The 14190-nt window shown below is 33.7% G+C and carries 11 protein-coding genes; 6 read left to right on the forward strand and 5 right to left on the reverse strand.

Going from position 1 to position 14190, the window contains the following annotated elements:
* The 3 genes from ACWVCY_RS07650 to ACWVCY_RS07660 form a co-directional block, all read right to left on the reverse strand.
* Window positions 1-507, reverse strand: a 507-nt coding sequence (locus tag ACWVCY_RS07650) for a hypothetical protein (RefSeq protein ID WP_455141730.1), incomplete at its 3' end; no start/stop codon positions are given.
* Window positions 508-870: 363 nt separating this feature from the next.
* Window positions 871-1152: a hypothetical protein gene (locus tag ACWVCY_RS07655; RefSeq protein ID WP_455141732.1), complete on the reverse strand. Its 282-nt coding sequence runs from the start codon at window positions 1150-1152 to the stop codon at window positions 871-873.
* A gap of 4 nt (window positions 1153-1156) precedes the next feature.
* Window positions 1157-1963: a hypothetical protein gene (locus ACWVCY_RS07660; RefSeq protein WP_455141734.1), complete on the reverse strand. Its 807-nt coding sequence runs from the start codon at window positions 1961-1963 to the stop codon at window positions 1157-1159.
* Window positions 1964-2119: 156 nt separating this feature from the next.
* Here ACWVCY_RS07660 and ACWVCY_RS07665 point away from each other — a divergent pair, with 156 nt between their 5' ends.
* The 6 genes from ACWVCY_RS07665 to ACWVCY_RS07690 all read left to right on the forward strand — a co-directional run bounded on the left by ACWVCY_RS07665 (window position 2120) and on the right by ACWVCY_RS07690 (window position 12848).
* Window positions 2120-2887, forward strand: coding sequence for a GNAT family N-acetyltransferase (locus ACWVCY_RS07665; RefSeq protein WP_455141735.1), 768 nt, complete (start codon window positions 2120-2122; stop codon window positions 2885-2887).
* A 260-nt stretch (window positions 2888-3147) separates the two neighbouring features.
* Entirely contained in the window at window positions 3148-7071 is a 3924-nt protein-coding gene (locus ACWVCY_RS07670) for a hypothetical protein (protein WP_455141737.1), read from the forward strand.
* A 1-nt stretch (window position 7072) separates the two neighbouring features.
* Complete coding sequence (locus tag ACWVCY_RS07675) at window positions 7073-8437, forward strand: hypothetical protein (RefSeq protein WP_455141739.1); 1365 nt, start codon at window positions 7073-7075, stop codon at window positions 8435-8437.
* A gap of 24 nt (window positions 8438-8461) precedes the next feature.
* Window positions 8462-9208 (forward strand): hypothetical protein, encoded by a 747-nt coding sequence (locus tag ACWVCY_RS07680; RefSeq protein ID WP_455141741.1) that lies wholly within the window; start codon window positions 8462-8464, stop codon window positions 9206-9208.
* A 103-nt stretch (window positions 9209-9311) separates the two neighbouring features.
* Window positions 9312-10301, forward strand: a complete 990-nt coding sequence (locus ACWVCY_RS07685) for a DUF72 domain-containing protein (protein WP_455141743.1) — start codon at window positions 9312-9314, stop codon at window positions 10299-10301.
* Window positions 10302-10598: 297 nt separating this feature from the next.
* A complete protein-coding gene (locus ACWVCY_RS07690; protein WP_455141745.1) occupies window positions 10599-12848 on the forward strand; it encodes a DEAD/DEAH box helicase family protein in 2250 nt (749 codons plus the stop codon).
* A 29-nt stretch (window positions 12849-12877) separates the two neighbouring features.
* Here ACWVCY_RS07690 and ACWVCY_RS07695 read toward each other — a convergent pair whose 3' ends face one another.
* Together ACWVCY_RS07695 and ACWVCY_RS07700 are read right to left on the reverse strand one after the other, a co-directional pair.
* Complete coding sequence (locus ACWVCY_RS07695; RefSeq protein WP_455141747.1) at window positions 12878-13363, reverse strand: ferritin; 486 nt, start codon at window positions 13361-13363, stop codon at window positions 12878-12880.
* A gap of 181 nt (window positions 13364-13544) precedes the next feature.
* Window positions 13545-14190, reverse strand: a 646-nt coding sequence (locus ACWVCY_RS07700; RefSeq protein WP_455141749.1) for an MFS transporter, incomplete at its 5' end; no start/stop codon positions are given.

Consider the following 14190-nt stretch of genomic DNA (forward strand, 5'->3'; position numbering starts at 1 on the left):
ATGATGTCTACCTCCATCAAAATACATACCATGTTGGGAAAAATAAATTCGTCCATACGAGGCATAGCTGTGTCCTCGTTGCGTATTAGGGCGTTTAATATAACTTTGCAGAGTTCTAGGCCCACGACCAGGATGAATCCTTCCTACCCCCGCTTGCAAGGCATGCTGTGCTAATACAGGAAAAAAAGTATCCCCTCCTCTAGTAAATATAATATCAGGATCAATTTGACGAATATATCGAAAGCATTCTTCTAGCATTGTCCCCTCGTCTGGATCTTCAAAAATAACAGGCTCTTCTTCTGAATCAACGATTGATCGTCGGACACTAAGGGCTAAAAGACGCCCTCGTAATAAATGTTCATTTTCAAATTTTGGTTGTAACCAAAGCGTTCGAAAAGGGACGGTACGGTATTCTTTATCCGTATATTCCTCCAATAATCGCCAATTCGGCTGTAGTCGGTTGTTGAAAATTTCGATTTCTGCATAGACATACGGAAAGAGATTCATCTGGAAACAGAAATGCTGGTAGAGACTGAGATCTGCATTATGCAGATAGTCATCCCAATGTTTTCGCAAATCAAAATAGGTTGATTGCAGATGGTTAGGATTAACCTTGACTTGTAGTACGTCGACCGGTTTCCAATCATGAATGAATCGAAACCGAGGGACAATATCTACACGATCAATGTGTGAATGGCTGAGTAGCTGAGCTTGGGTTTCACGATCGGCCTTTGTGATATAAAATTCAGCCGTGAACGGAAAAAACACCTCAATCGGTTTCACATTGTTTTCAGGTAACCAGTGTAATCGTACACCCCACTCTGTAGGTTCGATATCGTGCAGCCATGCATGGAGTTTCATTTCATATCCTCAGATCGTATCCTGTGATGATAATAATTCTTTTAGTCGGTTTAATTCACGGTTCAACCTTTGAATTTCGACTTGTTGTGCTATTAACATACTCATGACAATGTTATCGTACATAAGAGGTCGTGTATTAGCACTAGCCGCATCAGCCAGCTGAAACGCTTTTTCCCACAATGTGGTGAAGCCACTTCGATGGGGTTCACGTAATCGTGAAGCAAAATGTTTTTCCCACAAGAAACGTTCTTTTTCAAGCATTCGACGATACGAAGGTAACGTTCTACCCATAAATTCACCTCCAGAAATGAGTCAAAGACATCAGCTGTCTCTCTTCTAGGGGGTCAACAACTTCGACTTGACTCACTGGTCTTTCAGGATCTTTCAGTAGTTCAAACGAAAATTGCACTTCTTTTCTGTTTGGAGCAGAATGATCGACACGAATAATATTGGTAACGGAATGAGCCAGATAAGTACCTCCCAATGCTTTATAGCGAGATTGAGGAGCGTTTGTGGCTGTCATGATGATTACTAGATCATATTGCAGTGCTAGACTCTTTAAAACGCCTAATGAAGCGTTCAGTTCTGTTAATGAAGATGTAGCTGGTCTTTTATCATATTCCTGATATTGTAATGCTTCTTTTGATAAATAATGAGCAGAAATCTGTGGAATCATGATGATGTTAATCTGCTTCCTGCGAATCAGGTCTGGAAGATGGTTTGTTATTATTTCGGTGACTTGATGAAAATTAAATGCACGAGCAAGCTGAATCCTGTCAAGCACGAGAAGAGGATCTGTCTGATGCCTTCTTGCTCCTTCCCCTATCTCAAAAAACGGAAAAAGGTTTGCACCATCAATAAACGCCATCTGAGAATGAGAATTGGTCAGGAGGAGTGAGAGTGTTAGCCTTGTTACAAGAGTACGAAATCCTGAGGTGGATAGGTCGCCCTGAAATAACACAACACTCCCAGGATACAGCCTGGTTAATGCATCAAGAGAGGGGATTCCGAATCGATAGCACTGCTGTAGTTGTTGCCATCTTTCCTCTGCAGAAATGAAATCTTGAGCAGGAGATTCCTGCAATTTGTCGATATCTATCATTTTCTCTCAGGATTATTTGGACTCTGACCACTCTAATGAATCACGAGCTCAGAGAGGCAACCGAAAATGACAAAAGGAGTTTATTTGGAATGAAAAACCAAGCGGAAGCGACTTAATTCTCGAAAAATATGAATCTGACGTGTTAAGGGAAAGTAAATGGTACACCAAAATAGCGTGCTTTTATTTCAAGAATTGACTCATAACGCTTGGCCTTGTCGACAGCACTTGCTACTCAATGGATGGATATTACGTATCTCTGAGGGTTATACACAGCGTGCAAACAGTGTTCTGCCCCTCCATTATCATGGTACTGATCCTGTAGCAGACATTCATATTGCAGAGGTAGTATATCAAAAGACACAATTGTCTAAGATTATCTTTCAGATTCCTGATTGTGTAGCTCCTCCTAGTCTAGATGAAGTATTAGCCACCATAGGTTATGAAAAAAAATCAAAGACCATTGTAATGACAAAAACACTCGATAATCAAGTGGTGACTAAGACCATTCGTGATGACCTTCGTTATGAGTGCGATCAGAACCATGTACGCTGGCTCAATTTCAAAAAGATGTGTTCAATGGATATGAATACATATAACCCACTTCTTGAAAAAATCATAGAGCGGATAGTGAATCCTGCTCCTAGATTCTTTTATACGATTGCGAATAAGGAGATTATAGGAGGACTATTGGGAGTTGTTGAACGTGGTTATTTTGGACTTTTTGGTCTCGAAGTCAGTCCACACCACCGTAGAAAACATGTTGCATTGTCATTAATGCAATATATAATCGAATGGTGTAAAACTAATCAGGTACACACTATCTATTTACAAGTAGAAGAGGTAAATAACCCTGCACTAGTTCTATACCAGAAATTAGGGTTCATTCCAGCATATTCTTATCACTATCGGACTAAAAAACTCTAAAGATCCGAGTAATTATGACTTTAGATCTTGCCTAAATTTAATTTTTAATATTCCTTTTCCTAGATTCAAGTTTCGATATAGGGTTATGAAAAGAAACATTCCGAACTAGGAGTGTTTTTCTGTTGGTTTGTATATACAAATGTTTTTTTATTTAATGGATACATTATTTAATGGTTGTACTATAAAGGGGCTAGAAGTTCTTCGGTTACGTAGTGAATCAGTAAATCATTATCTATAAGTTTATAGAGGCGCCTTTTACCATGGATAAAAAGATCCGCTTACTGAAAAGAACATTTCTTCTTCTTAATCTCATAGAAATACCTAAAAGCATTGTATCAAGACGATTAACTATTTTCAATAATTTTGAAAAAAATAAATCTGCTTTTGAGGATGAAGAATTAGTAAATTGGTATGGGGAAGTCTTAGGTAAAGGAAAAAATTTTACCAAAGATAATCTAACTGCTCAAATAGTATTTAATTTTATTAATGAGCATGAGGAACTGTGGGAAGAAACATTTAAATTAGAAGATATTTCAGCAGTTACAAAGATAGAAATACCCCAAGATATCCCAAAGCGATTTCAACTCGTATTAGAACGAAATAAATATACTCCTCAACCACTTTCTGAAACAAATAGTATGGTAAAAAACGTTTTTACAGCCTTAACCAGAAATTCCAAGTTTGAATATTCTATTATTGATTTTGAGAAAGAAATACTCTATAAATTAGAAGGTTGTGAACAGCTTTCGCACCCAGAATTAATCGAAGAGGCAGTTAAAGCATATGAAACTACTGTGTACAAAGAAGATGGAATGAACAGCTACCGATTTTTATTTGAAGAATTTAAAGTGAAGCAAAAAGAATTTGAACTCCTGGGTATCAATTTCATTTATCCTCAAATGAAAATGGATCATGCATCAAAGGATAAGGTTTCTGTTTTAATGGGGGCGTCACTTCTGGCTTTTAAAACTTTTGGAGGAATTTTTGAGTTAAAAAGAGTAATTCGAACCGCAAATCGTGTCGCAAACGTTGCGTTTACAGAGGAAGAGGTACACGAATTTTTTAAAGCGTACTTAGAGGGATTATTGGATTTAATCTTATTGAAAGGACCAGAAAACAAGGGATCTTATCTATTAACAATTGAGAGAACAATTGATTATAATTTTCAACTAGATAATTTCGCAATTTATCCAAATATCGAATTTTTTCCAAGTGAATTGACCTCCATCTCACAACGACTACTTGGAATTTTAGTACGAGCTAAAATATTAGAATGGACTAAAAATGTTCAAATTGGAGAAGAAAGAACCCTTTTAGATCTTCTAAAAGATTTCCAAAATCACTTAGGATTAATTTTACCATCATCAAAACAATTACTTTCTTTTCAAGAAATGTTTGAGAATACTGATTTAAACCTAATCGAATCTGCGATTAAATTCTTTTCGAAAGAGCTAACTTATTCGTTTCTTCTAGCAGTAAATAAAGGGGGAATAGAAAATTCGTTGTTGGAAGCTATTAAAAATCTTAGTGGGGCTCCAAGAGGATTAGGCAATCAAATATTGAGTATAAAGAAATATTATCAAAGTGTTTTCCCAGATTCTTGGCCGAAACAGTTCTTTTATGGTTATATAATTAAAACAGCTAGTAAGGGATTGTCAACTTCAACTAAACGAACTGTTACAGAAAGACTGAACTTAATGGTTGCGGAAGATCCTAGACCAATAAAGGGAGCAATGAGTTTTGGTCCGAGGAAAACAGGTGATAAAATTAAGTCTGATGTAATCTATGAGAGATTACGAAAAATTCCTTTTATCAATCCTCTTTTTACTACTGCTGATGAAGCTCAAAATTACTTGAAGCTTTCTTTTTTAGCTATAAGATTGGAAATAAGCAAAGCATGGATCAAAGACATTCTAAGAAAAGGATTCGAATTATATATAGAACAACCTGTAAAACAAGCATGGCTAAACGAAATGGAGGATTTATCGAGAGAAATCATCCGGTATTATCAGGATCTCGTTGCATTAGATCGTTCAACACTTGAGATCAATGAATTAGTTGTTGAAAGCCTGCGTGAATCCTTCAATATACCCTCACTTGATTCCATTCCTCGTGGCAAAAAGGATAGTGAAGTCCTTTCTATGTTTATTAAATTACCAGAAAATCATGAACTGTCAGATCGTGAGGGAGTGGAACATTATCTAAATTCAGCGTTCAATTTTAGTAAAAAAATAATTAACTCATTAATAAACCGAGAGGTGGAGGAAGAAGTTGACAGAAAAACATTTGATGAAGAGATTGAGGAACGAACTAAGCTAGATAAAATAGTTATAGATTGGTACATCCGCGCTAGTCATGTTTATAGTGAGATAATTGACATTTCCCTTGGTTTGGAAAGAACATCTGATCCAGATGATCTTTTATTAAAAACATTGTACGGAGGGGTAATTTTTCTTGTAGAGGAAGGAATGAAAGGATTGGTTCTTAAGAAAGAAGAAAAAATCCAAAAAGGATTATTCCTTCGTGATCTTTTGTCAAAACAACTTCACTCCATCAAAGAGTGCATTGAGATCTTACAAGTCCCTTATACTGTTGAAATGATATTAAATTTTCTAATTGATCAAATTGAGCTATTTAATCAATCATATAATATAAGAGGAATTATTTCCAAACTAGAATCCGATAATCGTCTTCAAAAGGCTTTACCTCGGTCAAATAGATCTTCAGTTTTGAATGAACCAAGTATCCTGTCGCTTATTGCCAGAGAATTTATTACTAGTTTGATTAAAAAATGGGCAAACTCAACAATCAACATTGTAGAAATAATCGTAAAGATCCTTGAGCTAAAAGAAGAAGTTGATGAAGAAAGAGAACAAAAAATTCTTCAAATGTTCTTCTATGGTACAGGAAGAAATGATATTAGAAATTTTATTTATCCATTTATTGTAGGTAATGTTCGCCATATTTCTAGATTTGAAACTGCATCAATGATTGATGAGCTGCATGAATATACATTGGAGGTCTTTCCAGAAGCTGTTCAATGTGATGCCCAAATTGCTATGAATATTTTATCTAAAGCACTTTCAGAAGAAGGTGAATTAAGCCAAACATCGACTAAAAGACAGGGAAATTTAGATTTAATCTATTACTTAGGCAGTTCAATCCAAAGTTGTAATAATATACTAAACCTTTACCCATTCAGTGAAGGACTGAACTTCTCTCTTAGTGATGTAGTGAAAAAAGCAACAGGATTAAGTCTATTAGGGCTAAATCTGGAAACAATTGTATTTCAATTAGATGATTCTAATCTCTCCTCAATAGCTAGCTATGTTGAAAATCCTTATGAAGGATCACAAATAACGGGGTTAACTCTAGAACTGATAACAAAAGAAAATATTCCTTTAGGAACATTAAATCCATTATCTAAAAATGCCTCTCAAGTTCTATCAGGGTTAATAGATAGAAATCAAAAAAATCTGGACTCTCCAGATAAATTGTATAAAGAGATACTTATACAACTATTAAATGAAGCAGAACTTCTATTAATGAGTGGCATTGCAACAGAAGAGGATCTTTTCAGTTCAATACAATCTTCAAAGTCTGAGCTGAGATTAATGCATAATGTTTCTCAATCAACTTTGCGTGTTACAACAGCATATCGTATGAAGCTACAACAGATAATACATGAGCAAATGACTTGCATAATCCCTGAAATTATCGAATTCTGGGGGGAGAATATTAAGTCTTTTAGTGCTTTTGCACAATTAGTGGTTCCTTTTTTAGATCCTGCTCAAGAAATAAAAGAAAAACTTCAAAAAAATAGTAAACAGTTTACTTTCCTTAATAATATGGATATTCAGTTTATTAATAATAAATTCATGTATCCATCTCTTCTTATATTTGATGATAATGGACGATATAAAGTAATATTCATTCATTATGTAGCTCCTGATTATATTCTTATTTTAATTGCTCAAGAAGAAATGAAATCGAAGATGGGATTACGCACAATTCAGTATTTATTAAAAACACGATATAATTTCTTTGAAGAGCTTGTAGCGGACTTTAACTTATTACCATTAAACGAATTAAATCAATGTTTTCCATTAAACAAAATTCGGGTAATGAAAGGAAATAAACTCGATAGTCAACTAATTCAAAATATTAGCTTTGGAGCAATTTAATTTGAATGATTCTAAATCCCTAAAGGAATTACATTTTACTGGTTTTCAACCCAAGCAAGTAGACCTGAAAGATATGCAGGATCGCTCGTTGAAGAAAATAATCTTAATAGGAGATGGGATGTCAGGTAAAACACAAATTATCTTAACCTTCGGACAATTAGTTATTAATTATCTTAAAAAAATATTCCAAAATCAAAGTGAAAGTTACAGAGATAGAATATTTTTAGGGAAAGCTGAAGTAGCTCTTGGTTCTTTTGAAGAAGAACTAACTCCTGAATTTTTAGCATGGGTAGAAAAAAACGGTTTTATCGTACAGTATGGAAGAGTTTCTTGGGACCTAGTTAAAAACATTAGTTTAGATACTGAAACTATTGGTTTTGAAGATTTTAAAATGATTTTCCCTTATATCTGGAGAGGACAAACGTTTCGTGTAAGCATTGAGGGGGTAGATGTGGGAGGTCAGAATATTTATGATCACTTTCGGAGTGTAATGGGAAAATTAGCAGGAAAAAATGATTTAGTATTGGTCATCTTTGATAAGTCAAGAGCTTTTTCTTGTTGGAATAGTATTGAACAGATCAAAAAGCTTTTGGATGAAAAATCTGGTACAACAGAACATGTTCCGACTATCCTATATGTCGCAAATAAGGTAGATATAGAAGAGCACATACGGTCTCAAAAATGGCGATCAGAAACTCAAAGAGCACTCATAGATATGGTCAAATTGGCACTGAATTATGGAAAGGGGAGTTATTCTTTACCATCGCTTGTATCAAAAAGCAGACAGGAAATCAAGTTTACATTCCAAATGCTGAATGATTCACTGCCTTTCCCTGATTTTGAAGCTTTTATCTATAATGTAATTAGAAAAAATGACTTTTCTTACCCGAATACGATGACTGATGTCAATACAAGAGCTATTGCCAGAGAGATAGCTGCTCAAATTGTTTTTGATCAAAAAGTCGTACATAACCAGTCTGATACTTTTATGATCTCAGTTATGGAAGATTTTGGGTCTTTATTATTCCAAAGAAGACCGCTAGCTCTTCAATATGGTGGTGCAATCGAATATACAAGTGAAAAAAGCGAAAGAGATCCATTTCTAAGAGTAAGAGAAAAATGGAATAATTATACTTGTACTCTATCATCTTTAAATTCAGAAAGTATTGATTCTGCGATCAAGGCTGCTGGAAATGCGAGAGTATTTCTAGCACAAATGGGTACATTTTATTCGACAAATGCGCTTAATGGTTTAGGGATTATTGAGCTATTTGAAACTATTATAAAGAAAAAATTAGAAGAAAATGTAGTAATATCCACTGATAGACCAGAAGGAGTCATTAGAAGAAAAATTAAACGATTTTAACAATATTGGGGCTGTTTCTTAATTTTGATTGGGCTAGAATTTTTTGATAAAGAAACTGGAATTTTTTTATTTAGTTATGAATTTCGTCCAGATATTTTATATAATTCAGAAATTCGCTCAGGTCTATTAACTGCAATTTTGAATATAATGCAAGAGACATTTGGGACACAATCATCAAAAACACGTAATATTACTTATGGAAAATATAGTGCTATTTTAGCTGAAGGAAATCATTTGTATGGTGTATTATTTTGCTATCAAACTGGCCCTATTTATGAACAATTTTTATATAATCTTGTTGAGCGATTTGAAACCATTTATCAAAAACAGCTTGAGGAAGTGAAAATTAATTATCAAATTCCAACTGAATTTGAGAAGTTTAACCAGTATATAAGGAAGGAATATGATACTCTTCTTCAAGTTGATGTTTTACAGTTAAGTCGGCTATTAGAATTGATCCAATCATATAACGAAGTTATCTTTGACAATATGTTAATATTTTCAAGACCTGAGATGAACCAAATATATACTGATTTAGGTTCTGAGTTTAGTAAATTTAGTGAAGAGATATCAAACACAATAAAAGTCATTCTTGAGCTTTCAGTAAAAACGGAATTTACTATTGAGCATTTTGAAATTGCTCTTTCTCCAACAAAATATTGCTTGATGTTTAACATTTCACCTTATTCAATTATTTTATTCATTGATAAAAAACAGTTGGAATTCGCTAAATGGCGAATAAAAGAAACATCTAATACATTAAAGAGATGAAATAAGACAATTTTAACTCTGATTTTACAAGTAAAATAAACAATAAATTAGTTAATTACCAGTTTGAGAAACTTCAAAAAGCCTTAAATTTGTGAATATATCAATGCAAAATACCTTTCTTATTGGCACATCAGGTTTTGGGTATAGTGATTGGGTTGAAAACAATGTTAAAACCCGTATCCCATTTTATCCACAATACATCAAAGATAATCAAAGATTAGCCTATTATTCAGAGATATTTCCCACTGTAGAAATAAACACAACCTTTTATCATTATCCTCGTCCTAGTATAGTAGAAAGATGGGCAAAACAATCTCCTGAACATTTTATTTTTTCATATAAAATCCCAAGGTTAATTACTCATGAAAGAAAACTTCAGGAAGATTATTGGGCTGATTTAATGCGATTTATAGAATTGATGAGCCCTTTAAATCGAAAATTAGGTCCAGCGTTACTTCAATTACCCCCAAAATTTTCTACCTCATATATGGGAAATCTAAAACTCTTTTTAAAGAATTGGCCATCAGAATTACAACTCGCTGTTGAATTCAGGGAGCCTTCTTGGATTACGCAGCAAAATCTTCAAAAAACGCTCTCATTACTTACAAATGCTAATACTGCGTATTGTATAGTAGATGAACCGTTATTACCTCCGATTACACCTACTACTGCTGACTTTTCTTATATTCGATTTCATGGACATGGCTTAAAACCTTGGTACAATTATGAGTATTCAGAAGAAGAATTAAAAAATTGGATTCCAAAATTAAAGGAACTTACTGAACGTACCCAAGAGGTTTTTACCTATTTCAATAATCATCCTGCAGGATCAGCTCCATCTAATGCTAGACAACTTGCTATACTCCTGAAAATGCCATTAAAGAAATCGGAATCCATTGACATTGCACAAGTAAGAAAAAGGGCTGGAGATTCTCCTCAACACTCCTTAGAAACCTTCTTCCCGCCAAATAACTCTGATTTTCCCATTGTAGATAAATATATTAGATATTGTTCAGATTGTGGAGCTCCAGTATTACGAGAAGACTTGTTTTGTGAAAGTTGTGGTAATCAAATTGAACCCGAGGAGAATTAATTTTAAAGAGAACGATTATTTAATCAGAAAGATTTTTAATTTGTAGTCTTTTAACCAATAAATGAGGGATATTTCCTAATTAAAAAAGTTGATGGGAATTTTGTTATTTTTAATCTCCCTGTGACTTATCTAATAGAATCCCTACATTAGATGTTTTCATTCCTACTCATTTACCATAGCACCCCTCCAATCCAATAACAGCTTCTCAAAATTGTCTTAAAATTTATTCTGGAGGGTTTTGACTGTTAAGGAGTCCAATGAATTTAGTCATCTGAAATTATGGTTGGATTAATTACTTTGACCATTGAAATAAATGAAATCTGCAGTGAATGCCATAGCTCGAATCGAAAAATCTACCGATGTAGTAAATGTGGAGCACAACTCTGCCTACATAATGTCAGAAGACATGAATGTCCAACAGATCTAGAAATATTACGTCGAGAAAGACTTGGTTTAGGAAAAAAGGAAAAGGAAATTACTAAAACTGCCTGGGAAAATCTTCTCGAACACCAGAAAGGACATACTTTTGATGTTTTAATTAATGAAGATTTATCTATCTTAGTAGATCTTCCATACTATCCATTCCAAAGACTGACAGGATGGATCCCAGCACGAAGAGCGCACTATAAGGGGGAAAGAGAACGTGATATCAACGTAGAAGAATTATTTACCTATTTGGAGAAAGAAACCGATCAATCGAATTATAATCGCAAATTTTTTTACAATCCATGGGCAGAAGAACAATTCAATATATGGCAACGTTCATGGCGGAAATTACATGTTGAAACAGGATATTGGAAACAAAAAAACACCCATCGACCTACTAAATTTATTCTTCAATTCCCTCAGCTGGCAGAAAAAGATATTAAACAATTAATAAAAGCAGGATGCAAAATAATATATCAAGGAGATGCGGAACAGAAGATAAAACAACTAGCTGAAACCGCTTGTAAAGACTATCGGATTGATGTTAAAAATAAGCAAGACGCTCTTTATATAACATGGAATGAACCTTTTAATCGCTGGTTTCATTCGTTATTCAATGTCTTTGTGGAATTCATGGCCATTCGGGCAGAAGATGATCCAAATTCTGAATATATTCCCGTTATTCACCAGACTGGAAATAGAGAAGTAAGAATTCCTTATTTTGCTGCATTTAGAGCTAATTACTTTTGGCGCGTGATTAATGACTCGCTTAACTCTGAAGAGAAAGTAAAATTATTTGATCTAAACTTTATAGATTTTACTCCACCTGAAGAAAGCTGGGAAGGAGGAATAGACCCTCTTTATACTTTAAGGTCTTATCAAGAGGAAGGTATGAAAAAGTGGGTTGAGCAAAAATTTTTTGGAACTATTGAACTACCAACTGGGTCAGGCAAGACTCTACTTGGGATAGATGCTATTAATAAAATCCAACAACGAACCTTAATCCTTGTTCCAAATTTAGCATTAGTTGATCAGTGGGTTGGCCAGATTCGACGTTTTCTGGGGATCCCAAATGAACGAATTGGGATATTTAATGGGGAGAAAAAATTGTTTAAAGATCGACCCGTCGTTATTAGTACATATCAATTATTATCTCAATATTTACAGGATTATCATTCTTTAACTGGCAACCTTTCATCTGAAGTTCAGAGGGAAAAAGCCATCGTTGAGGACACTATCGGCTTTTTTACCGACAAATTTGGATTAATTATCGCTGATGAGGCTCATCACATTCAGGCTGAAACTTTTAGATATATTGCAGTTGATTTAGAAATACCACGTCGAATGGCTTTATCAGCAACCATTGAAAAAAGTGTACACTCATCATTGGTTGTTGCCACGATGGGACCTATTATTCACAAAATTGGTTATGGATTATTGGCTCGAGAAGGATTCATTGCTCCAATATATTATAGACAAATCCATATTCCCTTAACCGACGATGAAAAAACCTATCTTAACAGGAAAGGAAAAAAAGCATATGGAAAAATCTCACGAGAAGCTGCGAATAAATATATAGCGATTTTAAGATTATTAGAGTCTCCTATTACAACCCAAACTCTTATTTTTACATCCCGTATTTCTCATGCAACAAAAATTCACAAATTCTTAAAAGAAAATAACATTGAAACAACCTTATTAACAGGAAATACTATTGTCAATGACAAAGAATTGAACCATATTTTGAATCAATTTCGAAATGGAATAATTAATACATTAGTTCTTGTTAAAATGCTAAATGAAGGATTTGATGCCCCTGCTGATACAGTTATTGTAGTTTCTGGGACAAGAAATAGAAGAGAACAGATTCAGCGTTATGGTAGAGCAACTAGACCTGGTAAGGTAGCAAAATTATTCGAATTGATAATTGATCCCATGGAATTGGATTATGAAGAAGAAATTGCCAAAGCACGAGATATTACTGACATTATTGAACCTCATGTTCAAGATTTACTTTTAACCTATGATATTAAGCATGAAATTGATATATTAATCGAAAATATTAGAATCGGGTTCTATTCCAACCCCCAACAATTAAAAAAAGAATATTTAATACAATAAGAAAAAAAGAAGGATAAAAAAAATTCTTCTTATTCAGCTTGACGAACTGTATGTTGATTGAACAACATATCATTCTTAAAAGCAGCTTGTCTAATGACTAATTCTTCTGTGTTTGCTTCTTCTTCAATTTGTTCTGTGACAAACCATTGAAGAAGTTGCCATGGATTAAAATCTTTCTCTTGTTCAGTAAGTATAACTAGATCACGAATACAATTAGTAATATATTGCTCATGTGAGTAAGCTGTTTTTACAATCTCCTCAACAGAGGTCCATTCTGATTTGGGTTGAGGTATTTGTGATAGAGTAACTTTTCCACCAACATCTATAATATAATTAATGAATTTATAAGCATGCGAAAGCTCTTCATTATATTGAGCGAAAAACCAAGAACTAAGATTCTTATAGGCATGTTCTTTAAGCCAAATACTCATAGAAAGATAGATATAGGCACTATTCAATTCTTCTTGAATTTGTTTATTAAATGCTTGATTGATTTTTTCTGAAATTAAAGCCATTGCTTTTATCTCCTGTAATTTTATATTTTAAGATCAAGTTTCAGCTGAAAGATAATTAATTTACTTTGTTTTTTTCAGAATATTTAGCTAGGAGATTTAATGAAATATGCTTTTAGGAAAAAATATCAATAAAGGAAAATTTTATAATTTAGTAAATCCGTTTATCTCTGCTAGAAGGAGATTACATCTCTATTGTATCTTGATTAAGGGTTTTGATATTTTCTAGATCCTTAGACCGATAAATTAAGAATAAAACAAAAGTAATAACAAGAATTAAAACTCCTGTGACTTGAAAGACAGAAATCAGTCCATAATTATCCCAAATTGGCCCTAAACTTACAGTAGATAAGGTTCGTCCAAAAGATACATAAAAACCCAATGCTCCAAGGGTAGCTCCTCTCAAATGATCTGGTCCTCTTCTTGCTACCTCTCCGTTTTCAGCTGTATAACCAGTAATGATAGCAGCATTTAAAATAACATAAAGAACTATAATAAGCCAAAAATCAGCAATAAAAATAAAACTCAATACACAGAGGGAGATGACAATAAGCGATATGGTAATAATATAAGAAAATTTTAGTTTATCTGTTAGATTTCCTAAAGAGGGCTTGAACCAGATTATTATCAAAGTTGCCCAGAAGGTGATTTCAGCAACTGACCCTCTAGTATAACCCCGAGAAATAATAATTAATGGTAGGAATGTCGTAACCATAAATTCAGTAAAAGCTAACACAATTTGAAAAATATATACTTCATGCAACTTATTTAGCCGTGTTATCGAAATAAGTCTTTTAAACGAGAAGAAAAAAGATTGAAATAACTCACGA

This window comes from Candidatus Hodarchaeum mangrovi, assembly GCF_975850365.1.

Bases quoted from the DNA above. Each gene is read 5' to 3' on its own strand.
- ACWVCY_RS07655 (WP_455141732.1), bottom strand. From the start codon at position 1,152: ATGGGTAGAACGTTACCTTCGTATCGTCGAATGCTTGAAAAAGAACGT.
- ACWVCY_RS07660 (WP_455141734.1), bottom strand. From the start codon at position 1,963: ATGATAGATATCGACAAATTGCAGGAATCTCCTGCTCAAGATTTCATT.
- ACWVCY_RS07665 (WP_455141735.1), top strand. From the start codon at position 2,120: ATGGTACACCAAAATAGCGTGCTTTTATTTCAAGAATTGACTCATAAC.
- ACWVCY_RS07670 (WP_455141737.1), top strand. From the start codon at position 3,148: ATGGATAAAAAGATCCGCTTACTGAAAAGAACATTTCTTCTTCTTAAT.
- ACWVCY_RS07685 (WP_455141743.1), top strand. From the start codon at position 9,312: ATGCAAAATACCTTTCTTATTGGCACATCAGGTTTTGGGTATAGTGAT.
- ACWVCY_RS07695 (WP_455141747.1), bottom strand. From the start codon at position 13,363: ATGGCTTTAATTTCAGAAAAAATCAATCAAGCATTTAATAAACAAATT.